Raw genomic sequence first — 25595 nt, forward strand, 5'->3', positions numbered from 1 at the left:
GATGTACCGCTTATTAATCGTAGATGATGAGCCTTTGATTCTGCAGGGGCTTACGAAGTTATGCAGCCGGTTGACGGAACCCGAATTGGAAATCTATTCGGCGGGTACGTCGCAGGAGGCGTTGATCTGGCTCGGAAGAGTGAAAATAGACATTGTGTTGTCGGATATTCGGATGCCAGGCATGAATGGTCTGGAGCTTCAGGGCGAGATTGTGAAGCAGTGGCCTAGGTGCAAAGTGATCTTCTTGACCGGTCACAGCGACTTTGCTTATATTCAGCAAGCGATTCGGCAAGGCAGCGCGGACTATATTCTAAAGACGGAAGGCAATGCCAAAATTGTGGAATGCATTCTCGCTGTTGCCAAGCAGCTTGATCAAGAGCAATTAGTGGATATGCAGCTCATCGAGGCGAGCCAGCAAAGGAAGGTCGCGCTGCCTTATATTCAGAAGCAGTATTTGAACGAGCTGATACAAGGGGACGACAGGTCGCTGCATTCGCTTCGAGACAAATTCGAAGATCTGCAGATTCCTCTGGATGCTGGCGTTCCTTGCTTGCTCATGATTGTGCGCATCGATGATTGGGGACAACGGGAAAGCTTGATGGACAAAACACTGTTCCAATTTGCGCTGGACAATATGACGAACGAATTATTATCTCCACTCACGAAAGTAATCTCTATGAGTTATGACAAAAACAAAATGGTTTGGTTTATCCAACCTTCCGAAGCTCCAGCTGATCAAGGCGCTTTCAAAAGAACCTTCCTGTTCGTTCGCGAAATGTTGGAACAAATTCAACTGACATCGCTTAATTTGCTTAAGCTGCCTCTGTCTCTGGCACTTGCGAACAGCTTCTCGGAATGGTATGACGTTCCGCACAAGTTCGAGCGGCTTAATCTGCTCTTCCATAGCGGTCTTGGATTCGGAAGCGAGTTGATTTTACTGGAGCCTGAATTCATGCCCCAAACTAATAACAGTAGCGCCGAGATGCGTCTTACCTCGGTTCATTTTAATAAAATTTCCTATTTGAAGTCCTGCATGGAGAACGGACAGGAGGAAGCAACAATTGAAACGCTGGAGGAGCTGCTTGCTTTCGCGTCGCTTTCAGGAGCTTTCCCAAGCGCTGTGCAGATGGAGCTATACTATTTGCTTGTGGCAGTATTCCTGCCTCATGGCTTGCTGCATTCGAGTAATGACGCTCACACTGATCAGGATTTGGGACGGTTTACGCAGTTCGAAAGATACCGTTCCTGGCATCAAATTTGCGAAGAATTCACATCTTACGCCAAGAATATATTTGAATGGCAGCATGCCGGCATGGTCGTTCAGGAGCATGAGCTCATACAGAAAATCCAGCATTATGTGGCGAGCCATCTGTCTGGGGATTTGTCGCTGTCGAGAATTGGTGAGGTGGTGGGGCATAACCCTTCCTACCTCTCCAGGTTGTACAAAAAACTGACGGGTAAAGGTTTGTCCAGTTATATCAACGAAATTAGGCTGGAGAAAGCGAAGCGTATGCTGGAGCAAGATGGTTACAAGGTGCATGAGATTGCATCCGAGCTCGGTTTCTTGTCTTCCCAGTATTTCCATCGTTTTTTCAAAAAAGCGACGCATCTGACGCCGCAGGAATACCGCGAACTGAAGAGGGATTCAAACGTGTAAATAAAAGATACAAATGTCACGAATGGAAACTAGTTAGCGTACTCGCTTTACTTTTATAATGAAGCCGTAGCAAAGAAAACTAACTAGAAAAGGGTGTTCATGATGAAGAGAAAAGGTCAATTTAGTATCATTCTCGCAAACATCTTGGTATGTTCCGTTGTGCTGGCAGGCTGCGGCAGCAAAGACGATGGCATCGAACAAAGCGGGAGTGCTAATTCTGGAAATCAAGGGACAGGAGAAGCTGTTATTGAGCCGCTTGGCAAATATGATCCTCCTATTGATGTCACGGCGGCGAAATTTATCACGCAAGACGTGGTATATCCGGAAGGTCAATCGGAGTCGAAAAACGCCTGGGAAGATCTCTATAAAGAAATGGGTATTAATCTAAAATACGATTGGATTGTAAAAGGCACAGACGCACAATATTTCCAGAAGCTTAACCTATCCATCGCTTCCGGCGAAATACCCGATCTCATGATGGTTAACTCCTCTCAATTAAAGCAATTGGTCGAATCGGATATGTTGGAGGATCTGACTTCGGTTTATGAGAAATATGCAACTCCAGCTGTAAAAAGCGTTTTCGAGCAGGACAAGCAGGCTTTGCAATCCGTTACTTTCGACGGTAAATTATATGCAATTCCGAAGACGGAGCCGATGATCGGCGCGCAAACACCGTTGCTATGGCTGCGTACGGACTGGTTGACGAAGCTGGGTCTTACCGAGCCGAAAACTTGGGAAGAAGTATTGCAAATTTCGAATGCCTTCACGACCAAAGATCCTGACGGAAACGGCAAAGCGGATACATTCGGCATCGCGCTAAGCAAAGATTTCATTAACGGATATCCTTCCCTGAATGGATTCCTGAATGCTTACGGCGCATATCCTCGGATCTGGAAAAAAGATGCATCAGGCAACTTGGTGTACGGAAGCATCCAACCAGAAGTCAAATCAGCGCTTGCCAAGCTTGCGGAACTGTACAAGAACGGCGAACTGGATAAGGAATTTGGCGTAAAAGACGGCTCGAAAGTTGCGGAATCGCTGGTCGGCGACCGTATAGGGATGTTGTTTGGACCAAGCTGGGCTTCACAATGGCCGCTTCAAGATAACAAAAAGAAAAACGGTGCCGCAGAGTGGAGAGCGTTTCCGATCCCGTCCGTCGATGGCGGTAATGCCACCGTGCAAATGCCGTTTGGCGCTTCATTCTACTATGTAGTCAAGAAGGATATGAAACATCCTGAAATTGCGGTCAAGATGGCAAATCTCTTCATGGAGAAGCTGTATGGAGAAACTGCAGATTATTTGAAATATGGAGTAGACAGCAGCGGTATAACGGTTGCCAAATATTCGATGGTGGATTTGTTTGCGCCGGATAAGGATATCAACCGTTCGGTGAACGTAGCGGAAGCGATCAAGATCGGAGACCCGTCCAAGCTGAACCCGGAAGAGAAATCAACCTACGATAAAATCAAGGCATTTGAAGGCGGAGACTTGAATTTCTACGGTGAAATGTACCAGAACGGTCCAGAAGGAGCGATGATGGTGCTGAAGAAGCTGTCGGATGAAGGCAAAGTGATCGCTGAAGGATACGGCGGAGCTCCTACCGATACGATGGGTGAGAAAAAAGCTACATTGGAGAAGATGGAGACTGAAATCTTCACGAAAATCGTTTACGGCGCTGCTTCGATCGATCAATTCGATAAGTTCGTTGAGGATTGGAAAGCACTTGGCGGCGATCAAATTACACAAGAAGTCAATGAATGGAACGCTTCACAGAAATAATCCAAGTGTGAGGGGTAAGATACTTATGGCTTGCCCCTTTTCTTCTATACAGACAAATTGAGATTCGAAATAAGGAAGTGGACATCTTGCACACAAATAAGGGACTCAGGCAGCTTCCGTTGCACTTGATGTTAATACCGGGCATCGTGATCGTATTGATCTATTGCTATTTTCCTATGGTCGGGGTATTGATGGCGTTCCAAAAGTATATTCCGTCAAAAGGTTTGTTCGATTCCAAATGGGTAGAATTTAGAAATTTCGAATATTTGTTTCAAATGCCTGATTTCGGGCAGGTTCTCTGGAATACGGTTTATATCGCTGTTCTTAAGATGGTGTTTGGGCTTCTTGTTCCGATTACAATCGCTATTTTGCTAAATGAGGTTGGCAAAATGTATGTGAAGAGATGGGTTCAAACGCTAATTTACCTTCCTCACTTTTTATCATGGGTTATTCTGGGCGGCGTATTCATCGATATTTTGTCACCGTCCAACGGACTGCTGAATCAGTTTTTAGGTATCTTTTCAATTAAACCTATTTTTTTCCTAGGAGATAATACTTGGTTTCCGATAACCTTGATCGTTTCGGATATTTGGAAGGAATTCGGATTCAGTACGATTGTTTATTTAGCGGCACTGACAACGATTAATCCTAGTTTGTACGAAGCAGCCATGATCGATGGCGCGGGCAGATGGAAGCAAACATGGAATATTACCCTTCCAGGTATGATGCCGGTTATCATTTTGATGGCGACATTAAGTTTAGGAAATGTATTAAATGCAGGGTTTGACCAAGTATTTAATTTATATAGTCCGCTAGTTTACGAGAGTGGAGATATTCTGGATACGCTAATTTATCGAATTGGGTTAATGGATATGCAGTACGGTGTAGCTACCGCACTTGGCTTGTTCAAATCAATTATTTCATTTGCGCTTGTATCTATCTCGTATTGGCTGGCATACAAAATTGCTGATTACCGCATTTTTTAGGAAAGGAGAGAACCGATTTGGTAGAAGGAAAATCATTTGGACGAAGCTTATTTCACACACTCAATTATGTCTTTCTTATTGGGATCGCATTATCTTGTCTGATACCACTTATTCATATTTTGGCAGTATCCCTAAGCTCAAATGTAGCAGCAAGCGCTGGGATCGTAAAGTTATGGCCTCAGGAAATGACTTTCAAAGCCTATGAATTCGTGTTATCTAAGAGTGAGTTTCTTACTTCGTTATGGATTACGGTGGAGAGGGTTGTTCTAGGCACAGTCATAAGCATGGTTTTAACCATTCTTATTGCTTATCCGCTGTCCAAAACCGGCAAGGAGCTGAAATTCAGGACGGGTTACGCGTGGTTCTTCGTCTTTACGATTTTGTTCAGCGGGGGATTGATTCCTTGGTATATGACGATTCGCGCGACCGGGCTGCTCGATTCCATATGGGCATTAGTTATTCCTGGGGCTGTTCCTGTATTCAATGTCATTTTATTATTGAATTTTTTTAGAGGGCTGCCCAAAGAACTGGAAGAAGCGGCATTTGTCGACGGTGCGACACACTGGACTACGTTATGGCGCATATTTGTGCCGCTGTCGATGCCTTCCATTGCCACGATTATGTTGTTCACGATCGTTATGCATTGGAATTCCTGGTTTGACGGACTTGTAGTCATGAATTCGCAGCATAACTATCCGCTGTCGAGTTACCTGCAAACCGTCATCGTTCAATCGAGCTTGACCAACATGTCCGCGGAGCAGCTGGCGAATTTAGCCTCCGTGTCGGACCGAACAGTAAAAGCCGCGCAAATTTTCGTAGGTGCACTGCCGATTCTTGCTTTTTATCCATTCCTGCAGAAGTATTTCGTGAAGGGTATGGTTTTGGGCGGGGTAAAAGAATAATTAATTAAAGGAGCGATTGCTAATGGAGACTGGAACTAAACATTGGACAATTTACGCGATTCATCACTCGCATACCGATGTGGGGTACACGGAGCGACAAGAGAAGATAAAACAATATCATGTCGATTTTATACGGCAGGCGCTTCATATTTTCCGCGAAATTCAGGCTGGACGTCGCCCTGAATGGAATGGATTTAAATGGGTCTGCGAAACGTTTTGGCCAATTGAGGCGTTCCTCGAAAAGGCTGCAGAGCAGGAAAAGTTGGAGTTTGCTGAAGCGGTAAGACGCGGAGATATCGGGCTTTCAGGCACTTATCTTAATATGAGCGAGCTTGTCGGCAAAGATCTGCTTGAAGCGATGATCGGTCGAGTTCGCACTTACGGAGAATCGATTGGAATGCCGGTGAAGTCTGCCATGACAGCTGATATTACGGGCTTCAGCTGGGGGTATGGCGAGGTGCTGCTCAATGCAGGTATTCAAAACATGATCACCTGCATCCATACTCATCATTCGATGTATCCACTATGGAAGAAACAGCAGCCTTTCTGGTGGGAGATGCCAAATGGCGAAAGGCTTCTGACATGGAACGGAGAGCATTACGTCTTCGGCAACGACTTGGGATTAATTCCAGGTATCGGAGGCTCTTATACAATTAAGGATGAATTCGATACGACCAAAGGCATTACGTTCGAGATTGCGGAAGCACGTATTCCGAGGTATTTGGAACGGTTGCGTGCGGACGGTTATCCGTTCCCATTCGCTCCTGTTATGATGTCTGGGCTGCCGACGGACAACAGCTCTCCGAATGCCCAGCTTATGGATTTCGTGAACCAGTGGAACAGCAAACATAGCGAAAAAATCAAAATCGTACCGTGTACGTTGGATGAATTTTTTGACGCGGTACGTGGTCATGCAGATCAGCATCCCGACGATATTCCTGTATTCCGGGGCGATTGGCCAGATTGGTGGACGGATGGCGTTGGTTCAACGCCGAAGCATGTGCAAGTATTCCGAGAGGCGCAGCGTGTCCATCGGAAAGTGAAGCAGCTTGATCCAAACGGAGAGATTGTGACGGCTGAGGCGATGAGAGCGATGGAATACGAGCTGACGTTGTTCGCCGAGCATACTTGGGGCTACCATTCCTCTGTGACAGAGCCTTGGAATCCCTTCGTTCAGGAGTTGGGTGTCCGCAAGGAGGCGTTTGCCGCCAATGCGAGCACGCTCGCACATCGCGCATTGTATGATATTTTGGAACATAAAGGGGATGCGCTGCTTGCGCCAGATCGGCCGATGCGGTTCAAGATGCACAATCCTAATCCTTTTGCACAAGAAGACGTTGCCCATCTAATTATGGAAGGTTGGCACTACGACCTGATCAAGGACGGATTCGAAGCTCGTGTCGAAGGAAGTGGAGAGGTATATCCTGCTCAGCTAAGAGTTGCGACAAGGGGTGTCATCGTTAGCATACCAGTGACACTTCAAGCCGGAGAAGAGAAAACATTGATGATTCATCCTATCCACAATGGTCAAGCCAAGACAGCATACACGACGGATTACGTAGGGTCAGACAGGATGATGGATATCGACGTATCGCATGTAGAGAAGACTTTCCACTTCACCTCGACTTATTTGGAAACGCCATTTGTCCGGATGGAATGGAAGAAAGGCGAAGGGATTACATCTTGGATCGACAAGCGTACCGGGGCGGAAATGCTGCGCTCTGACCGCAATCACCATGCCTTCTCGCCGGTATATGACATAACACGTGCTTCCAGCGTTAAGGATATGTACGAAGTTAGACGCAAGATGGGCCGCAACCGTAAAGGAGCCGATGCGATTATCTCGACAGGGGTACTGACGAGTGCGGAAGTGATTGCGCAGGGTGATGTGTACGGTACAGTTCAGTTGACGTTCGAGGTGGCTGGATGCTCGCATTATTCATTGCTCGTTACGGCATATACAGACAGACCTCGCGTGGATGTGGCCGTGCGTATGCATAAGGACAGCGTATGGGATCCGGAGAATCTGTATATTTCCTTGCCTTTCGGGGGACCCATTATGGACGGCGAGCAGGAGTTGTGGATGGATAAAATGGATTCGCTAGCTCGCCCGCGCAAGGATCAATTGCCGGGAAGTCTAGCCGATTATTATTGTATCGGGGAAGGCGTCGCTTACGTGGGAAGTCAAGGTGGAGTGTCAATAGCGATGCCGGATACACCGCTTATTCAACTAGGTAAGCTTGAACACGGCTTCCGATTACTGAACGGGGACGAGAAGCTGAAGCAGGATCTAGGCCATCTCTATTCATGGGCAATGAACAATTATTGGGAAACTAACTTTACGGCAACGCTGGGCGGCTTCTATGAATTCCGATATTTTGTCGCATGGGGCGAAGCGCTCAATAAGCCGGAATCAGCAATGACCATTTGCCGCAGCATGAATGCTGGTATCTTGGCATGGAGATCGAAATGATGAAAGTGAAAACGTATTTAGATGCTTCAATATCGACGGAAAAGCGGGTTCATGATCTGCTGGGCCGCATGACGCTAGAGGAAAAAATCGGCCAGCTTATCCAACCCTTTGGCTGGCAGGCTTACGAGCGAACGGAAGACGGAATAGAGCTGACGGAAACATTCCGTGCCTATATCGAGAGGGGGAGCGTCGGCTCACTCTACGGCGTTTTGCGAGCTGATCCTTGGACAGGTGTAACGCTGGAGTCGGGATTATCGCCCCGCGAAGGGGCGGAAGTTATTAATCTGATTCAAAAATACGCGATTGAGCATACGAGGCTTGGTATTCCAATCTTGTTCGGGGAGGAATGCTCCCATGGGCATATGGCCATCGGTGCAACGGTATTCCCAGTGCCGCTTGCGATGGGCAGCAGCTGGAATACGCCGCTGTATCTAGAAGTATGCCGCGCGATTGCAGCAGAGACGAGGGTACAAGGGGGAACGGTCACATATTCCCCTGTCCTCGACGTCGTCCGCGATTCTAGATGGGGACGGACGGAAGAAACATTTGGCGAGGATCCGTATCTTATCGGAGAGATGGCGGTAGCGGCAGTCGAAGGCTTGCAAGGGGAGTCCATCGCTTCGGGTGATACCGTTATCGCAACACTCAAGCATTTCGCCGGCTACGGCAGCTCCGAAGGAGGACGCAATGCGGCGCCCGCTCGAATCGGCGCGAGGGAGCTTCTCGAAAAGGATTTGTTGCCATTCGAGCGAGCGGTGCAGGCCGGTGCGCTGTCGATCATGACGGCATACAACGAAATTGATGGCGTGCCATGCACGTCAAATCATGAGCTGCTTACCCGAACTTTGAGAGAAAAGTGGGGATTCGACGGATTCGTCATTACCGATTGCGGAGCGATCAATATGCTTTGCGGCGGCCACCAAGTAGTAGAAAGTGAAGAGGATGCAGCATGCGCGGCGCTGCTTGCGGGCGTCGATATGGAAATGTCCGGTGACAGCTTCGGCAAGCATTTGCTGCATGCCGTACACAATCAAAAGGTCTCTATAGACGATATTGATCTTGCAGTGCGCCGCATCCTTCACCAGAAATTTGAGCTAGGCTTGTTCGAGCGACCATACGCGAGCCCAGACAGGGCCTCGGAGGTTATCGGCCAAGAAAGCCACATCAAGTTGGCGGGAAGGATGGCGCAAGAAAGCATAATCCTGCTCAAGAACCACAATCAGTTGCTGCCGTTGTCAACAAACTTGAGAAAAATCGCGGTGATCGGACCTAACGCGAACAACATTTATAATCAATTGGGTGATTATACATCGCCGCAGGAGCGCTCCGGAATTGTGACGGTACTAGACGGCATTCAGCGAAAATGCGTAGGCCAAAGCGTGGTCATGTATGCGCCGGGCTGCCGCATTAAAGATCCGTCGAAGGAAGGATTCGAGCACGCATTCCAAATCGCTCAGGCTGCAGATGCGATCATAGCCGTAGTTGGCGGTTCCAGCGCAAGGGACTTCGGCGAAGGAACGATAGATTTGAAGACGGGTGCTGCGATTATTACCGATCAGTCAAGCTTAAGCGATATGGATTGCGGGGAAGGATTTGACAGAGCGGAACTGAGTTTGTCAGGCGTTCAATTGGAACTGCTGAAAGAGCTTCACAAGACAGGCAAACCGCTTATCGTCGTCTATATCAACGGACGGCCGATCGTGGAACCGTGGATCGATGAACACGCCGATGCGATTCTAGAGGCTTGGTATCCCGGACAGGAAGGCGGGAATGCAATCGCGGACGTTCTATTCGGCGATTACAACCCGTCCGGTAGGCTCACAATATCGATTCCAAAGCACTCGGGACAGCTTCCGATTTATTACAATACGAAGCGGACCAAAGGTAAGCGGTATGTGGAGACAGACTTAGAACCTAGATATCCATTCGGTTATGGCCTTAGCTACACGTCTTTCCAGTATGACGGCATCAAGCTAAGCAAATCTAATATAAAGCCGGATGAGAGCTGCACAGTAAGCGTTGACGTCACGAATATCGGCGGAATGGCGGGACAGGAGGTCGTACAGCTTTATGTAACGGATGTTGTCAGTTCCGTAACGAGGCCAGCTTTGGAATTGAAGGGCTTTCTGAAAATTCAATTGGAGCCTGGCGAATCGACGACCGTCCAGTTTACGATCGCAAAGGAACAATTGCAATACGTAGGAAGGGACTATCGCCGCATCGTCGAACCGGGTCAGTTCCGTATCCAAGTAGGCGGTCACGCGGAGTCGCTCCTTAAGGCCGACTTGTATGTACTACCACCCGAATAAGTATGGAGAGAGGATGAAACAACACTGTGAAAAACCATCGTTTGCCGCAAATTGATATCCCCGAGCTGAAGCTGCCACCTTCTATCGTAAAGGCGATGGAGGAAGCGGAGAAGCTGCTCGCTCATCGGCCGAAGCTTAACCGATTATTTCAGAACTGCTTCCCAAATACGCTGGAGACGACAACAAAGCTGCTGGAGGACGGGACTACCTTTGTCCTAACAGGAGACATCCCCGCTATGTGGTTGCGGGATTCCGTGGAGCAAGTGATGCATTATGTCCCGTTTGCCAAGGAAGACCCCGAGCTGCAGCGTATTCTGGAGGGAGTCATTAATCGCCATATGTTCTATATTAGCATTGATCCTTATGCTAACGCGTTTAACGAAACCGCTAATGACTGGCATTGGAACTCCGGAGACGAAACGGAAAGTTCGCCTTGGGTGTGGGAACGCAAATTCGAACTCGATTCCATGTGCTTCTCTTTCCGTCTAGCCTATCATTATTGGAAGGAAACGGGCCGGACGGGCATATTCAATGAGCAATTCAAAGCTTCTTTACTGGCGATGCTGGACGTCTGGCAGATCGAGCAGCAGCATGGTGAGCTCTCGACGTACAGGTTCCAGCGTCATAATGGAATCATGATCGATACGCTGCGGAGGCAAGGGCGCGGCATGCTGGTCAACGAGACTGGCATGATCTGGTCAGGATTCCGTCCAAGCGACGATGCTTGCGATTTCCATTTCAACATTCCGTCTAATATGTTCGCCGCTGTAACCCTTCGCGACATGGGCGAAATCGTCCGTTACGTATACCGAGATGAGAAGCTTGCGGCTCGCATGGCTGTAATGGAAGAAGAAATCCGGCATGCTATTGAATTGTACGGCATCGTGGAACATCCGAAATACGGACGCATGTACGCATTCGAGACAGACGGCTTCGGCAATCACGTCCTGATGGATGACGCAGGTACGCCAAGTCTGATATCGGCACCTTATATCGGCTTCGCGGATGCAAACGATCCTATCTATTTGAACACGCGAGCTTTCATTTTGAGTGAAGATAATCCTTACTATTACAAAGGCGAGAGCCTTAGCGGTATTGGCAGCCCTCATACACCGCCGGACTTCGTGTGGCATCTCGCTTATTCTATGCAAGGTTTGACCGCCGTGGATCCGGATGAAATCAGGGAAATGATCGATATCATGGAGGCCACGGATGCTGACACCGGCTTTATGCATGAAGGCTTCCACAAAGATGATCCTACCAACTTCACGAGGGATTGGTTTGCTTGGTCAAACAGTCAGTTTGCCCATTTGGTGTGGAAGGCTTTGCAACAAGGCATTATTTAGAGCGATAGACTGTTCATTTAAACATACAGCCCTGTTTATCAAATATATGACGGCGATTATTGAAGGAGGTATGATCCATGTTTAATAAATATCCTATAAATCCAGTCAGGCAGCCATTCTCGAAACAGCCAATTTCAAAAGGTTACGAGGCCTTAACGGAGCTATTAAAAGCGAGTTTGGACGAGAAGACGGACACCCCCCCGCTTATTATCGTGGACGGCACGCACGGCGCTGACTTTCAGTCATTCATTCGGCATGCTGCTTCCGCGATCGAGAAGCAAGGTTGGAGCTTGAACGTTCAAAGTACGGCAGGTTACTTGAAATCCGGCGAAACGCTGCGTGAGGAATTCGACCGCAACATTACGGAAAATAGAGCGTTCGGTTACGTAACAGAAGGTGAAATCGAGGCTTATTTCGTATTGGACGCAAGAGAAACGCTCGCGAACCGATTGAAAGAACAAAATGGGAGAACGGCGTTTATCGTGTTCGGGCCAGGCGCTTATTGGCTTGCGGGAGAGCGGAGCAGCACTGTCTTATTTCTGGATGTTTCTAGGGAATATCAGCAAATCCAACATAAAAAGCAACTGCTCAATTTCGGAATGTCATGGAACCGCGATTCCGTCGAAAAGTATAAAATTAGTTATTTCGTGGAATGGCCGATACTGGAAACGTACCGTAAACGTATTTTCCAGAACATCGATCTCTACTTGGACATGAACAAGCCGGAAGAGCCTGTATTTTTGACCATCTCTGACCTTGAAGCGATGATTCGGAGCGTGGCCCAAAGTCCGCTTCGCGTCAAGCCGTTTTTCGCTCCTGGTATTTGGGGAGGACAATATTTGAAAGACATGGCTGACCTTCCTAAGGAGTGGGTGAACTGTGCATGGAGCTTCGAGCCAATCGCACCAGAGAATTCTATTCTGATTGGATATGGAGGCGACGTGATCGAAGTACCGTTCCTGATCGTCATGGCCCTTGAATATAAAGCCATCATGGGTGAACGTCCGGTGTCTTTGTTCGGCGATTATTTTCCGGTAAGGTTCGATTACCTTGATACGATGAACGGGGACAAACTATCTTGCCAAGTGCATCCGAAGCAGGACTATGTGCGTGAACATTTCAACGAGTTTATGACACAGCAGGAATCGTATTACATTATGGAACAGAAAAAGGATGCCAAGGTTTACCTCGGGCTTACGGAGGGAACGGAGAGAGAGAATTTCCAAAACGCCGTCTTGCAGGCACAGGAGACAGGCGTACCGATGGAATTCACTGAATATGTCAACGAATTCGATTCGAACAAAGGAGATTTGTTCCTCATTCCTCCGGGAACCGTTCATGCTTCAGGCATCGATAATCTTGTGCTTGAAGTATCATCTACGACTTGGTGGTTTACGTTCAAGCTATACGATTATTTGCGTAAGGACCTAGATGGCAAACCGCGTCCCATCAACGCGGATCACGGCTTCCGTAATATCGATTATGACAAAACGACATCATGGGTTAAGCAAAACCTCATCCCTGAGCCACAGCTGCTGCAGAGCCAAGGAGGCAACGAAGAGTATTTGCTCGGTCAACGAGACGATCTACTGTTTTACGTAAGGCGGATCCATCTGCAGACGGAATGGCTAGACCAGACAGACGGCGAGTTTGTCATGTACAATCTCGTGGAGGGAGATAGTGTACGCATCGTATCCATTGCGGATGAATCAATATTCGTTGATTTGAACTACGCGGAATCTTATATTCTACCTTCCGTATTCGGTGCATACAAAATCGTAAACCTGACGGAAACGCCATGCAAACTGATTAAAGCGGGAGTATCTCCGGAATGGAACGTGAGCCTGATTGAACGCTGATCTCATATTTGCTTTGGATGTGGGTGGAACCTATGTCAAGGGATGCGTTGTAGAACGCGGGGAAGTAATGGAAGGCACGATCTCTCATTATGCTGCAAATGCCAAGGGTTCGGAAGAAGTCATCATTGGCGGATTGGCAGCTATCCTATTAGACTTGCTTGAGAAATATAATCGGTTTCCACATTCATTCTCACCCGAAGCCATCGGCATCGGCATGTCCTTTCCTGGACCGTTTGATTATGAAAACGGCGTGAGCTGGATTCGTGAGCTGGATAAATTCGAATCGCTATACGGTGTAAACGTGAAAGAAAAGCTCATGCAAGCATTGCGTGCAAACGGCTTTGGGGAGAATACAGATTTCTTGGACATCCGGTTCCAGAATGATGGCAGATTGTTTGGTTTGGGAACCGGCAAGCTCTATCCAAATGAGCGAATACTGGCTATTACGCTTGGGACCGGCATTGGTTCAGCTTTTATTGATTGCAGAACTCTTGTCACCGAAGGTGATCACGTACCGCAAGATGGCTACTTATATAACTTGCCTCATCAAGGCGTGGCTGCGGATGAATGCTTCTCGCGGAGAGGTATTCTTAATTTATTCCGGGATGCCGGCTGTCTGCATGATGGCATGGATGTGAAGGATCTTGCGGAGCTTGCCCGGAAGGGCGAGAATCGCATGAGCGAGCTGTTCAGGGCATTCGGGGATGAATTGGGACAATTTCTACTGCCATTCCTAATAGATTTTAAGGCTGACCGTCTCATGATTGGAGGCCAAATAGCCAGAAGCATGGATTTGTTCGGAGAGGGCCTTTTTCGAATTCTCTTGCCACTCGGTATTAAAGTCGAAGCCCTTGACAATGCGCTGCACCATACCTTTATCGGCGCTTCCTGTATGTTCGACGCAGAACCACATGGAACCCCGTAATAGGACTCCTTACTAGTGGAGCCGTATATGGAGACCGTGATTGGAGAATGGAGTGGGACCGTACTATCGATTCCTATCTCTACTTTTGTAAACTCTTTAAGTTTAAGCCACCCTTTCAGGTGGTTTTTTTTATTGAGTGCTAGTGTAGCAATTAACTCATTTTTTAGAATAAGTAAGTCCAATGAAGGTTTAGCTATTGGAATGTGAAATGAAATTACTAGTATATCTTACGGAATTTTGATATGTTTTCACTATGGAACTTATTCCCAATACACATAAGGGGTCGAAAATGATGAGAAATACCATCTCAACCTGCCTGTTGGCTATAGGAATACTTTTAATTGCCATTGGCTTTATTTTAGGATTTGCTTTATCTACAGATGAATATGGAGATTTCCAGATCGTAATTGCATTGTACTGGTGGATTTCAGCTATTATTTCAGGATTTCTTTTTATTGGATTGGCCGAAATTGTGAATCTATTGCAAAAATTGCTAGATAAAAACAGTGGCGAAACCCAGTCAATCCAGTCCGTATCATCCAGTAAGCATGAGGAAAGTGTAGTTAACGATGCCATTGCATTCCCAAACATTGGTGAAATTGATACAGAAGAATCTGAAACAAAAATTAAAGACTTGACGATTCTTATTGATAATGAACGGGTTAAAGGTGAATTTTGGATAACAAAATCAAACCTCAGAATAATGAAAAAATCTATGTTTCAAACGGATACGGATGCTCAGCTTGTTAAGGTAATCACTAAGAGCAATCTTTCTTCTAATTATGTAAGAAATAAAGACTATATTATTTTTAGTTTTGTTGAAGGAAATAATAATCATAAGTTGGCGTTTAAGACACATAACATTTACGACTACGAGAGAATAGTTAAATTACTAAAATAATACTAAAAGTAAATGTACCTGTCGTGATCGTTTCATATTTTAAAACCTCAATTGTTGGCTAAAAGGATAGGCTGCTTTTCTTGAACTAACGGGCAGGTTACTTGAGTATGTTATAATAACTACTATTATCGGTTTTGAAAAAGGGCAATAATCAGAATGATTTTTAGAGAGCACTTAGGTCAAGCATTGTTATTTGAAAAAAAAATTAGTAAGAAATTATGAAATGTAGGGGAGTTTGGGATATGGTTCAATCTATAATACATATCGCTCTTGTTGTAAAAGATTATGACGAGGCAATTGAATTTTATACAAAGAAGTTAAATTTCACTTTAGTTGAAGACACATATCAGCAAGAGCAAGATAAACGATGGGTAGTGGTATCTCCGCCTGGTTCAGTGGGTACCACAATATTACTTGCAAGAGCATCAAAGCCTGAACAAGAGCTCTTTGTAGGTAACCAGTCTGGCGGTAGAGTTTTTTTGTTTTTAAACACAGATGATTTTTGGAGAGATTATAATGAAATGATTTCAAGAGGAGTGGAATTTGTTAGAGATCCAGTAGAACAATCATATGGTACGGTAGCAGTATTTAAGGACTTGTATGGGAACCTTTGGGATTTATTAGAGATGAAAGAAGATCATCCAATTTCCAAACGAATGAAGTAGATGATATGAATTTATTATGCTACAAGAGGATGTTAGTAGAATAGAACCAATAGATGAGCAGGCCCTGTGGTGGTCTGCTCATTTTATTAAGTTAATAGACAGTCATGCGTAATAAGAATTGTATTATTAGCCTAGTATATTCCAATATGTGGTATTATAATTTGGGAAGTGCTTGTACATAGAAATTCTACGTTTTTGATTCAACAAGTGATATTTCTTTCAAGATACTGGAATATATCCATACACAGTTATAATTTGAGTTTATTAAAGGAGAAATGAAATGTGACCAAACTAAATATGGATTTTTTGTTGAAAGCTATTGAGCAGAAAGACAAGGAATTAAAGCAAGCAGAAAAGGATGCATTTTCCTTAGAAATCTCTGATCCAAAATTCGAAGAGCAGTACAATAAACTTGAAAAAATAAGGCAGGAAGTAATGGATTTAAATTTACAGGTAAGTAATTTAAGTAGTTTATGAATATGAAGATGAACGATTGCACAGATAACAAAAAGAGGAAAGTAAATTCTTGTATATTACACGAAAAGTCGGAATTCCTGCGATATATGTAAGTGAGGTGCGTAAGCGTTTCAAACTTTTAGGAGGTAGGTTTCCATGATTACGGACTTAAGACGTGATATAATCGCTATTACTCTAATCGTGTTCATTATTGGCGGAATCGCCCTTAAAACCTATATGCCCGACGCATTCACAAGCAAGCCCGCACCGACTTTATCACTTGAAGAGGCAAGCGAGCGCCTAGAGCGAATTATTTCGAATGACGGAATGTATATAAGCCGCTCCGATAGCCACGCCCTTGATCCTGTCGTGTACGAAGCGTTAGCACACATGGTAAATGATTACGGGGCTTCGAATGATATGTTATTTGTAGCAGAATTAGTGGAGAAATATAATGACGATGGGACCGTGGAAAATTTACGCGAAGCGTTAGTGATAGTAAACGATATAAAATAGAGAAATTTATAAATAAGACCCGGCTACCTTATGCTGGGTTATAGCTCCCATAAAATAGTGGTGGGGGTTTCCGTGTTTAACCGCCTCGTCAATCGGAGCTTTAATCAACCCCAGCATCTCCGGAAATATTTAGACCAGATTCATTAAGTAGTTGATTGATCGTACTCTGAACAAGCTCGACATGAGCAATTTCTTCTAAAAACACCCCTCTCAGTAGATCGCGAAATTGTTTGTCTTTTCCTCTGAAATTAGAGCTTTGGAAAAAATATTGCATCATCGTTCGCATTTCACCGAATTGGCCGCCTAACGCTTCCTGAAGAACTTTTGCAGCTGCTGGATCTGGTTTATCTGGTTTAATTACGTTGATTAGTTTTTCTTTGTAATAGTACAAAACAATCACTCCTTTATCGTTTCTAAACAACCTGAACACGTTGATTATGATCTCACAGTTAAAGTTTCATTATGCAAATTCTGAATAGCATAGTGGAAATCATATCAATTTCAAAGAAGTGAATGGTTTATAAAATTGTCCTCGTCCGATTATGTTAAATTAAGTTAACATTACTTGTTTGTTGGATTGAGATGAGAAAAGATAAGTGAAACAAGATTATGGAAATGTCTATGTTTAAGATAAATTGACTAACTAACTCATTGTTGATGGCTGCTGGTTATTATGGTTGTTTTCTTGTTAAACTAATGGGCAGTTTAGTGCAGCTTATTACGTTAATTTTGACACCATACCGAACTTAAGACTATTCTTATGAGTACCTAAGATTCGCTGTATTTGGCAAAAGGCAGGCATCAAATCACAACCAATATTAATGAATATATAAAAATAGATAGAGGAGGTCCTTATGGTTGAAGTCTCATACCGCTGACCGTATTAAAATCCCGGCAGGATTTTGGATAGGATTACGTCAATTAGGAATTGCCCCTCATGACGTAGCTCGTAAAGCAGGATTGCCGCTCACCATTATTACTGAATCAGTAGTTACCACCGCTCATTATTTTGCGATCTGGCAGGCTTATTCCGATCTCATTGGCGACACTGCAAAAGGAATTATCAAGCTTGCGACCATCTATGAAACAGCGCAATATCCACCGACCGTCTTAGCTACTTACTACGCTCGTGACTATCGTGACGCTTTAAACCGAATGGCTCGGTACAAACAAATGTGCCCACCCGAAAGCCTGCGTATTACTGAGGAAGGAGAGCATTGTACAATCGAACTGGAATGGCTGCATACGGAGCAATCAGGTCCGCCGCTTCTGGTGGGCATCACTTTGGCATTTCTGCTGGAGCTAGGGCGCCGGGGAACAGGTCAACCGCTGACAGCGCGGGTAGTCGAATTTTCACAATCAATGGGCGATGTACAAGCTCTTGAAGCTTATTTTGGCTGCCCAATCCGAATGGATGCAAAATATAACCGTTTGACGCTGCATCGAAGCGATCTGGATCGTCCTTTTGTCACGTACAACGAAGAGTTGCTGGAGATTCTGACTCCTGTTTTAGACCGATCGCTCAATGAACAGCAAAGCAGCCGCTCTATAACTGAAATGGTCAAATGGATTCTAAAACGCAGCCTTACAGGTGGTCGCCCCGATATTCAGGTTGTCGCGAAGGAACTCGGTATGAGCGATCGTACCTTGCAACGCCGGCTTACCGACGAAAATACGAGTTTCAAGCATGTTTTAACAAAAGCTAGACATGAGCAGGCACTAGAGTACTTGGCAAATCCCTCGTTTGATATTAAGGAAATCGCTTTTTTGATTGGATATGAAGACCAAAATTCATTCTACCGCGCCTTCCGTCTTTGGGAAGGTGAGACCCCTACAAATTGGCGTACGGAATATTTGGGTACAAACCCATTAGCCGAAGGACGGCTAGAATTGCCGATTATATAGAATTCCCAACCATATAAATTTATAGAGAGCTAGTCTTTATTGCGTTTTTTTTATTTGGCGTGTTAAACGAGTACATTGGCGCGAGATGCTAGTTACTATCCCATTCAGACAAGGTAATATTATCACTATCCTCATTACAAGACTGTTTTAATCATGACTATTAATCAGCTTGTCGTGAATGAATAAGTAAATGAAAAGGGAGAAATTTAATATGGATATGGGATTAAAAAATAAAACAGCTTTAGTTACAGGATCAACGAAGGGTATAGGTAAAGCAATTGCTATTGAACTTGCTAAAGAAGGTGTCCATGTACTCATTAATGGTCGAAATTACGAAGAGGTGGAACGAACTGTAAATGAAATCAAATCAGATTTCCCGGCTACCTCACCTCAAAATGCTACAGCCGATATTGTGGATATTGCGCAAAGAGAAGCTTTATTCGAAAAATACCCCAATATTGATATATTAGTAAATAGTATGGGCATCTATGAAATGATGAAATATGAAGACGTTGACGATGAGATTTGGGAAAAATACTTCCGTACGAACGTACTTGCGGCAAATGGATTATCTAAATTTTATTTACCTAAAATGTTGAAAAATGATTATGGCCGCATTATCTTTATTGCGAGTGAAGAAGCAGTTATGCCTTCAGGACAAATGCCTCAGTATTGTATGACAAAATCAATGCTATTATCATTGTCCAAAAGCTTATCCAAATTAACAGTTGGAACAGAAGTTACAGTGAATACGATCCTGCCAGGACCAACACTCTCTGAAAATGTGCATCAAATCATTGAGGGCATATACTCAAATGAAGATATGACTTTTTCAGAAAAAGAGAAAAATTTTATGACAACAAACCTGCCTCAATCTGAAATACAACGATTTATCAAGCCTATTGAAATAGGTAGACTAGCTGCATTTGTATGCAGTCCTTATGCATCCGCATTTAAAGGCTCTCCAATCCGTATGGATGGGGGAATGGTACCGACTATTTTTTAATAGGTTTACGATTTGAATGATTGATTCTCGTTTCATTTGGAATTGATGCAATAAAACGTTAGAATTATTTTGAGAAGATATGGTAAGTACTCTTTCTTCAGAAGATTCATAGAATTGAGAGGAGAATGGGAAATGGATTTATCTATTAGTAAACGGCATGCCTCGCTACGAGAGGCTGAAAGCAAGGCGGAACAACTATTCAAGGCGATCGAAGATCAAGGAATTATTCGTCCTGATGTGACTGAAAAGCAAATAAATCGTGAAATCTATCAATTGGCATTCGAGATGTTTGGTATTAAGAAATACTGGCATAAACGAATCGTGCGAGCTGGAAAAAACACGTTGTTCCCATATAGAGAAAACCCGCCTGATCTGATTGTTTCCAAAGATGATATTATATTTCTGGATTTCGGTCCAATTTTTGAAGATTGGGAAGCTGATTTCGGAAGAACCTTCGTCCTAGGAGATGATCCAGCAAAAATAAAACTGAAAAATGATATTGTTGAGGCTTGGGATGAAGGGAAGGCCTATTTTCAGTCTCAATCTGCGATTACAGGTAGTGAACTTTATACCTATGTGAGTCATTTAGCTTTAAAATACGGATGGGAGTTTGGAGGTCCGCATGCGGGTCACCTTATTGGTGAATTCCCTCATGAAGTAATTCAGGGAGAATCCGTTGAAAACTATATTCATCCCGATAATCATATTCCAATGAGAGATCCGGATTCGAATGGTAAGCCTCGCGATTGGATTTTGGAAATTCATTTTGTGGACAGGAAGCTGGAAATTGGCGGTTTTATAGAGCAATTATTAACCGTTGATTAACTGTAGGTATGGAAAATATAGTTGAATTACAGAGTAACTACAAAAGGCTGCCGAGCTTATCGGCAGCCTTTGTTGGTAACTTGGTGAATTTTCTTTTCAAGGATTTGTTTAGAAATCAGCTATAATCTTAAATCTTAAGATGTGTAGGTTCTTCCAAGGCCAAGCTGTGTAAGCAACTGCCTATAGGCAATTGAAGTACGATCAGCTGGAATATGGGCTTCGGCCATCAAATCGAGGGGGAGATCCTCTGGTGTTTGGGATTCAACCATTTCTCGATCTTCCTGAAAGACTTGCAAATTAAATTTTATCGTATCTTCAATCGGAAGATCTTTATCAAAATTCCGTGAGATTGGACAAAATAAACGAGTGTAACGTGCTGAGACTGGAGATGCGCAGTTCAAAATCATGAGCTTGCCGTCATTTGGGAAATGTACAGTTAGTGAGGCCGCGAAAGGTGCAAATACACGAAACGCGCGAAGCCACATGAATCCTTCAGGAGCGGGATTTTCCTGTCCTTTACCGTAATTGCTGACGGTGCTCCAATAGTCTGCCTGAAGCTGATTCCCGTCGCGCGTTACTTTGTATTGTGGAACTTCTGTGTTATTGCGGTCTCCGAACGTCTCCGTATGCACGTATGCAAAATGAGAAACATCTAAAAATCCTTCCATTTGGCGTCCTGCCGAACCGGCAATATCAAAGCTTGGAGGTAATATATTAATAAAATCCGGATCGTCCCACCCAGAGAACGGCGGAATTTGTTCGTCTACAGCGGCTAAAGATGTCCAGATCAGTCCATACCGCTCAATAACCGAATACATGATTAATTTTAGTTTGGGTGATATTTTGGAGTCAGAATGGGCTGGAACGGCAGTGCACACCCCTTCGCAGTTATATCGAAACCCATGGTAAGGACATACGATTTCATCGTTTTCAATCCACCCCTTGCTCAGAGGTGCTCCACGGTGAAAGCAGAGATCACGAGCAATCACAACTTTGCCGTGGCTGCTGCGGTAACAAACGAGCTTTACATCAAGCAGCTTCACAGCAACTGGTTTATTTGTTACTTCTTCAGCTGTCGCCACAGGATACCAGAACTGAGAAAGTACATTCCAATCATTTAGTGTAAATGTACAATCACGAGGGTATTGCAATGCGGATTCAACATGCGAGTTTGGCTTATTCATACGCAATCGCTCCTTTAGAATGAATGATTAGGCTGAACGCAATAAAACCCCAGGCTTAAGAGGCGCGTAGTGAAATAGATCTAATTTTTCTGAAATGACAAAATTAGAGTATCTTCACTAACGGCCTCTTGTAGCCTGGGGCAATTTACGGTTGCCTGGTCGAGACGCTCACACCAATTTATGAGCTTATACAAGAGAAGTTCATGTTAGATTACTTAACATGAACTATGTGTTTATTCTATTCCGGAAGAAGCTTTTTGTCAATTCTGTTATTTAAGGAGTTATTCTAAGCTGAGCCATTCCAGCTCATGTACAGCCTAAAAAAGCCGCCAGCATATTTATTTCAATAGCTATCTTGCATTCCTAGTCCTTTAATAGCAATATATTATTAATTGGATTGAGAATAAGATTAAGCTGAAAGAAAGCACGATTTGTTTAAAAAAATGCTGTTAAACGGAGGAAAAACATAGTGAAAGCAGACCCTCTACAGCGATATTTTTTGATGAGTTTTAGATTCGATAAATCAACACCAGAAGAGTTTGGATTAAAAAGGAGTGCTGAAAACGGCTTCTATATTTGTCCAAAGGATAATTCTTTATGGGTTCAACGAGATCTATATGATTTCGGTTGGGGAGATGAGACGGGGTTTGTTAGATTGCCTGAATGCGACTTTGAACAGCTATGGCATTTAATGATGGAATCAGGCATTCAAGAAAATAGGTATGGTTCAGCAGCGGAAATATTAAGGCAATATGCTGACGAATTACTCTCAAAAATTTATCCCATTATAAGTGATCCACTTTATAGTAATGACTATTCAATAAATGATTCACTAAAAATATTAGAATTAAATAGACCCTACAATAGAAGCAGTATACTTGGGAAATCACAAGAACAAATAAAGGAAGACTATAATAAATGGCTCTATATTAGTAAAAAGATAAACCTGTAAAGCGGCGTCATGAAAGCTTTATTGCAAATTGCTTTTGGGAAATGAGTTTATTATGGACATGATGCTTCATTGTCTATGGGTTGATTATCCCGTCAACTCGCCATATGCTTATCTTACATTCATGTTAGGAGGGATCATTATGGAATTATCAATTATGTCATTTAATCTTCGTATCCATGTTGCGGAGGATGGGGAAAATGCTTGGCCTAACCGTGTCGAAGCAGCTGCAGCAGCGATTAAAGCGTCTGGAGCTGCCGTTTTATGCACGCAAGAAGGAAGCTTGCCCATGCTGGAGAGCTTGAATGCGCTGCTTCCCGAATATGAATGGATCGGAGAGGGCAGACTCGGCGGCGAAGAGGGGGAGTTTTGCGCGATTTTCTTCCAGAAAGATAGGCTGAAGCCAGTCGAAAGCGGCACATTCGGATTGTCTGAACGGCCGGAGCAGCTTGGCTTTCAAAGCTGGAACACCGCTTGTCCGCGCATTTGCACTTGGGTGAGGCTGGGGCAAATCGACGGGCAGGAATATCTGATTCTGAATACACATCTGGATCACATAAGCGAGGAAGCAAGAATAAATGGAGCTATGCTCATCTTGGATAAGATGAATATTACCAGTGGAGCATCGGCGATTCTAACAGGTGATTTCAATTGTGAACCGGAAACCAAAACGATTCAAACTCTGATCCAAGCAGGGCTGCGTCATACATACACCAATCCTGATGTACATCCGGGCTGCACTTATCATGGTTTTGAGGGCGGCGAAGAAGGTGAGCCGATCGATTATATATTCGTTACGCCGAATATTCGGATCGTGTCAGCGAATGTCGATAAGGGCAAGTACGATGGCAAATACCCATCAGATCATTATCCAATTATTGCTACTCTGCAGGTATAACATACGAACAATAAAAGAGTGGATGGACAGGAAACTGCCAAAATCCATTCTTTTTTTATATCGCTCGCTAGGAAATCATCAGTTGAAATAGAAGACTGGTCCAATTTGATAGGTGGTGTTACATTTGCTGACATTTTGAGATGTGAAAATTCAAGTTGAAGATTGATGATTCGTCATTAAGTTATTTTAGGGCACTTATCAAACGCTTCGGTAAGCTTGAGAAAAATCTGTTGAGAAAAAGATGGAAATCTTGTAGTGTAAATAATACCATTTATCCAGCTACCAAATAATGAGTGGTTATTCAAAACTAATATCGATACCAGCGCATAGGAGGTGAAGTGGAACACGATGGATCTCCAATATGATCCGACTGTATGGCAAATTAGTTTATTTGAGATGACGCTACGACTATTATTGGCTTTAGTACTTGGCGGTTTGATTGGTCTAGAACGTGAGCTTGGCGGACATTCCGCGGGTTTCCGGACGCACATTTTGGTTTGTCTTGGTTCGGCAGTCATTGTATTGTTATCCATGTATGGATTTTCTGATTTCGCCGCAGAACCGAATGTTCGTTTAGATCCAGCTCGGTTGGCAGCTCAAGTAATCAGTGGCGTCGGTTTTCTCGGCGCGGGTACCATTATGCGAAATGGGTTTGGTGTTTCCGGATTGACTACGGCAGCCTCATTGTGGGTATCGGCAGCAATTGGACTTTCTGCTGGTGCAGGATTTTACTACGGCGCTGTCATAGCGACCTTCTTGGTGGTGGTGAGTTTGTTTTTATTGAACAAGGTTGAGAAACTTTTCTCCCGAACGAAAAAAGTACGCGAGTTGTTAATAAAAATGGATAAAACATCAGCTGGTCTTAATCTTGTTTTGATGCATTTGAATCAAAGCGGATTACAAATCAGCAAGCTTACGATAAACAACGACGAAGAAGAGGAGCGGCTAAGTGATCGGCATTTAACGATTCGCATTCAGTTGAAATTAAAGAAAATAAAAAACTATGAGGTATCTATCGCAGCGTTAGCTCATATGGATGGGGTACTAAGCTTGGAAACGGAAGGCGTCTCCGCCTAATTTGAAAGCGGAATCATTTTAATTTTAGAAAGAGGAGGCATGGCATGCATAACACGATGGTAGCAGCCCATACGGGATGTGGTGTTTATCCGGATAACACAATGGCATCATTTGAAGAAGGCATTAAATTCGGCGCAGATATCGTAGAAGTCGATGTACGCATAACCCAAGATGGTATTGCTATCCTTCTGCATGATGATTCACCTTATCTTCACTCACACACCTTCGAACAGTTGAATAATCCGGATATACGGCCGCTGCTCGATCCGATTTATAAAGATCATGAAATTGCGACGCTGGAACAAGTGCTTCAGCTTTCGGCTTCGCTAGGAATCAAATTGAATTTGGATATAAAAACGGTAGATGCTATTGATCCGACGGTAAGGCTTATTCACCAGTTTGAAGCGCAAAAACGGGTTTTCATTACAGGATGTTCCGATAACATTACGGTAAGATACCCGGATATTCAAGTCATGCTGAATACGCCGGACGATTTGACTTTGGAACAAATGGAGCGATATGGCGACTTCGCGGAGGCCGTATGCAGGGAAGCTAAGCAAGCTGGATACGCAGGGCTCAATATGAATGGCTTTACTTGTCTTCCGCCAATCGTAATTCGAGCGCACGCTTTAGGTTTGAAGGTATGGGTTTATACTGTGAACTTTCGGTCAGCAATGGAATGGTTTCTGAGGATGAAAGTTGACGCCATTACTACACGTTCACCGATGGATCTAATCGCACTTAAAAAAGAATGAAATTAACTGTAGCCAATTGAAAAAAAGTTTGGTATAATCCGTTCATGGTAAGCGCTTACTTTAAGAGGCGCACTTTATTTTAATCTTCATGGTATCGCTTCCAGAAAAAGCAGTTTCAGACTAAGACGCTCATAGTCAACATGGAAGAAGGTGAATTTTGTTGCAGCTCTTGATACCAATGAGTGAATGAATCTTAACAAAATATTTACCTATAGATAACAA

General features: G+C 44.1%; 21 protein-coding genes, 1 pseudogene and 1 riboswitch. Of the genes and pseudogenes, 20 read left to right on the forward strand and 2 right to left on the reverse strand.

Translation table 11 applies throughout. The annotated features are described in order from the left end of the window. Position 1: 1 nt before the first annotated feature. The 13 genes from AB4Z50_RS01670 to AB4Z50_RS01730 all read left to right on the forward strand — a co-directional run bounded on the left by AB4Z50_RS01670 (position 2) and on the right by AB4Z50_RS01730 (position 16774). On the forward strand, positions 2–1657 hold the full coding sequence (locus AB4Z50_RS01670; protein WP_441874917.1) for a response regulator transcription factor: 1656 nt from the start codon (positions 2–4) through the stop codon (positions 1655–1657). A gap of 99 nt (positions 1658–1756) precedes the next feature. Then, positions 1757–3436 (forward strand): extracellular solute-binding protein, encoded by a 1680-nt coding sequence (locus AB4Z50_RS01675; protein ID WP_441874919.1) that lies wholly within the window; start codon positions 1757–1759, stop codon positions 3434–3436. A gap of 128 nt (positions 3437–3564) precedes the next feature. Continuing rightward, positions 3565–4422 (forward strand): ABC transporter permease, encoded by an 858-nt coding sequence (locus AB4Z50_RS01680; RefSeq protein WP_430059307.1) that lies wholly within the window; start codon positions 3565–3567, stop codon positions 4420–4422. Positions 4423–4439: 17 nt separating this feature from the next. Beyond that, positions 4440–5324 (forward strand): carbohydrate ABC transporter permease, encoded by an 885-nt coding sequence (locus AB4Z50_RS01685; protein WP_339203079.1) that lies wholly within the window; start codon positions 4440–4442, stop codon positions 5322–5324. 22 nt (positions 5325–5346) lie between these two features. Continuing rightward, positions 5347–7797 carry a glycoside hydrolase gene (locus AB4Z50_RS01690; RefSeq protein ID WP_441874921.1) on the forward strand — a complete coding sequence of 817 codons (2451 nt, stop codon included), beginning with the start codon at positions 5347–5349 and terminating at the stop codon, positions 7795–7797. Beyond that, positions 7797–10106: a glycoside hydrolase family 3 N-terminal domain-containing protein gene (locus tag AB4Z50_RS01695; protein ID WP_441875544.1), complete on the forward strand. Its 2310-nt coding sequence runs from the start codon at positions 7797–7799 to the stop codon at positions 10104–10106. The genes AB4Z50_RS01690 and AB4Z50_RS01695 overlap by 1 nt, the downstream gene beginning before the upstream one ends. Positions 10107–10132: 26 nt before the next feature. Continuing rightward, positions 10133–11452, forward strand: a complete 1320-nt coding sequence (locus tag AB4Z50_RS01700) for a glycoside hydrolase family 125 protein (protein ID WP_076265556.1) — start codon at positions 10133–10135, stop codon at positions 11450–11452. A gap of 77 nt (positions 11453–11529) precedes the next feature. Next, a complete protein-coding gene (locus tag AB4Z50_RS01705; protein ID WP_441874924.1) occupies positions 11530–13311 on the forward strand; it encodes a class I mannose-6-phosphate isomerase in 1782 nt (593 codons plus the stop codon). Continuing rightward, positions 13301–14236, forward strand: a complete 936-nt coding sequence (locus AB4Z50_RS01710; RefSeq protein WP_441874926.1) for an ROK family protein — start codon at positions 13301–13303, stop codon at positions 14234–14236. The genes AB4Z50_RS01705 and AB4Z50_RS01710 overlap by 11 nt, the downstream gene beginning before the upstream one ends. A gap of 292 nt (positions 14237–14528) precedes the next feature. Then, a complete protein-coding gene (locus AB4Z50_RS01715; protein ID WP_441874928.1) occupies positions 14529–15137 on the forward strand; it encodes a hypothetical protein in 609 nt (202 codons plus the stop codon). A 242-nt stretch (positions 15138–15379) separates the two neighbouring features. Next, positions 15380–15802 carry a VOC family protein gene (locus AB4Z50_RS01720; protein WP_441874930.1) on the forward strand — a complete coding sequence of 141 codons (423 nt, stop codon included), beginning with the start codon at positions 15380–15382 and terminating at the stop codon, positions 15800–15802. A gap of 282 nt (positions 15803–16084) precedes the next feature. Beyond that, the gene (locus tag AB4Z50_RS01725; protein ID WP_441874932.1) at positions 16085–16279 is read left to right on the forward strand and encodes a hypothetical protein; all 195 of its coding nucleotides are present in this window, start codon (positions 16085–16087) and stop codon (positions 16277–16279) included. Between the two features lie 135 nt (positions 16280–16414). Continuing rightward, positions 16415–16774, forward strand: a complete 360-nt coding sequence (locus AB4Z50_RS01730; protein ID WP_441874934.1) for a hypothetical protein — start codon at positions 16415–16417, stop codon at positions 16772–16774. Between the two features lie 42 nt (positions 16775–16816). Here AB4Z50_RS01730 and AB4Z50_RS01735 read toward each other — a convergent pair. Further along, a pseudogene (locus AB4Z50_RS01735) lies at positions 16817–17165 on the reverse strand (manganese catalase family protein); the annotation flags it as partial. Positions 17166–17632: 467 nt separating this feature from the next. Here AB4Z50_RS01735 and AB4Z50_RS01740 point away from each other — a divergent pair. The 3 genes from AB4Z50_RS01740 (at position 17633) to AB4Z50_RS01750 (ending at position 20510) form a co-directional block, all read left to right on the forward strand. Next, positions 17633–18679 carry a helix-turn-helix domain-containing protein gene (locus AB4Z50_RS01740; RefSeq protein WP_441874936.1) on the forward strand — a complete coding sequence of 349 codons (1047 nt, stop codon included), beginning with the start codon at positions 17633–17635 and terminating at the stop codon, positions 18677–18679. 211 nt (positions 18680–18890) lie between these two features. Continuing rightward, positions 18891–19685 (forward strand): SDR family NAD(P)-dependent oxidoreductase, encoded by a 795-nt coding sequence (locus AB4Z50_RS01745; protein ID WP_441874938.1) that lies wholly within the window; start codon positions 18891–18893, stop codon positions 19683–19685. A gap of 132 nt (positions 19686–19817) precedes the next feature. Beyond that, entirely contained in the window at positions 19818–20510 is a 693-nt protein-coding gene (locus AB4Z50_RS01750; protein WP_441874940.1) for a M24 family metallopeptidase, read from the forward strand. Positions 20511–20644: 134 nt separating this feature from the next. Here AB4Z50_RS01750 and AB4Z50_RS01755 read toward each other — a convergent pair whose 3' ends face one another. Continuing rightward, the gene (locus tag AB4Z50_RS01755) at positions 20645–21694 is read right to left on the reverse strand and encodes a Rieske 2Fe-2S domain-containing protein (RefSeq protein WP_441874942.1); all 1050 of its coding nucleotides are present in this window, start codon (positions 21692–21694) and stop codon (positions 20645–20647) included. Between the two features lie 111 nt (positions 21695–21805). Then, a riboswitch (purine riboswitch) is annotated at positions 21806–21908 on the reverse strand. A 255-nt stretch (positions 21909–22163) separates the two neighbouring features. Between AB4Z50_RS01755 and AB4Z50_RS01760 the strand changes: the two genes are divergently transcribed. The 4 genes from AB4Z50_RS01760 to AB4Z50_RS01775 all read left to right on the forward strand — a co-directional run bounded on the left by AB4Z50_RS01760 (position 22164) and on the right by AB4Z50_RS01775 (position 25373). Next, on the forward strand, positions 22164–22646 hold the full coding sequence (locus AB4Z50_RS01760) for a hypothetical protein (protein ID WP_441874944.1): 483 nt from the start codon (positions 22164–22166) through the stop codon (positions 22644–22646). Positions 22647–22785: 139 nt separating this feature from the next. Further along, positions 22786–23541, forward strand: coding sequence for an endonuclease/exonuclease/phosphatase family protein (locus tag AB4Z50_RS01765; RefSeq protein ID WP_441874946.1), 756 nt, complete (start codon positions 22786–22788; stop codon positions 23539–23541). A 348-nt stretch (positions 23542–23889) separates the two neighbouring features. Next, positions 23890–24618 (forward strand): MgtC/SapB family protein, encoded by a 729-nt coding sequence (locus AB4Z50_RS01770; protein WP_441874948.1) that lies wholly within the window; start codon positions 23890–23892, stop codon positions 24616–24618. Positions 24619–24662: 44 nt separating this feature from the next. Next, positions 24663–25373, forward strand: a complete 711-nt coding sequence (locus AB4Z50_RS01775) for a glycerophosphodiester phosphodiesterase (RefSeq protein WP_441874950.1) — start codon at positions 24663–24665, stop codon at positions 25371–25373. The last annotated feature ends 222 nt before the right edge of the window (positions 25374–25595 follow it).

The sequence above is a fragment of the Paenibacillus sp. 2TAB26 genome, assembly GCF_052115145.1.
GTDB lineage: Bacteria > Bacillota > Bacilli > Paenibacillales > Paenibacillaceae > Pristimantibacillus.

Bases quoted from the DNA above. Each gene is read 5' to 3' on its own strand.
- AB4Z50_RS01670 (WP_441874917.1), top strand. From the start codon at position 2: ATGTACCGCTTATTAATCGTAGATGATGAGCCTTTGATTCTGCAGGGG.
- AB4Z50_RS01675 (WP_441874919.1), top strand. From the start codon at position 1,757: ATGATGAAGAGAAAAGGTCAATTTAGTATCATTCTCGCAAACATCTTG.
- AB4Z50_RS01680 (WP_430059307.1), top strand. From the start codon at position 3,565: ATGTTAATACCGGGCATCGTGATCGTATTGATCTATTGCTATTTTCCT.
- AB4Z50_RS01690 (WP_441874921.1), top strand. From the start codon at position 5,347: ATGGAGACTGGAACTAAACATTGGACAATTTACGCGATTCATCACTCG.
- AB4Z50_RS01695 (WP_441875544.1), top strand. From the start codon at position 7,797: ATGAAAGTGAAAACGTATTTAGATGCTTCAATATCGACGGAAAAGCGG.
- AB4Z50_RS01705 (WP_441874924.1), top strand. From the start codon at position 11,530: ATGTTTAATAAATATCCTATAAATCCAGTCAGGCAGCCATTCTCGAAA.
- AB4Z50_RS01715 (WP_441874928.1), top strand. From the start codon at position 14,529: ATGAGAAATACCATCTCAACCTGCCTGTTGGCTATAGGAATACTTTTA.
- AB4Z50_RS01720 (WP_441874930.1), top strand. From the start codon at position 15,380: ATGGTTCAATCTATAATACATATCGCTCTTGTTGTAAAAGATTATGAC.
- AB4Z50_RS01730 (WP_441874934.1), top strand. From the start codon at position 16,415: ATGATTACGGACTTAAGACGTGATATAATCGCTATTACTCTAATCGTG.
- AB4Z50_RS01745 (WP_441874938.1), top strand. From the start codon at position 18,891: ATGGATATGGGATTAAAAAATAAAACAGCTTTAGTTACAGGATCAACG.
- AB4Z50_RS01750 (WP_441874940.1), top strand. From the start codon at position 19,818: ATGGATTTATCTATTAGTAAACGGCATGCCTCGCTACGAGAGGCTGAA.
- AB4Z50_RS01755 (WP_441874942.1), bottom strand. From the start codon at position 21,694: ATGAATAAGCCAAACTCGCATGTTGAATCCGCATTGCAATACCCTCGT.
- AB4Z50_RS01765 (WP_441874946.1), top strand. From the start codon at position 22,786: ATGGAATTATCAATTATGTCATTTAATCTTCGTATCCATGTTGCGGAG.
- AB4Z50_RS01770 (WP_441874948.1), top strand. From the start codon at position 23,890: ATGGATCTCCAATATGATCCGACTGTATGGCAAATTAGTTTATTTGAG.
- AB4Z50_RS01775 (WP_441874950.1), top strand. From the start codon at position 24,663: ATGCATAACACGATGGTAGCAGCCCATACGGGATGTGGTGTTTATCCG.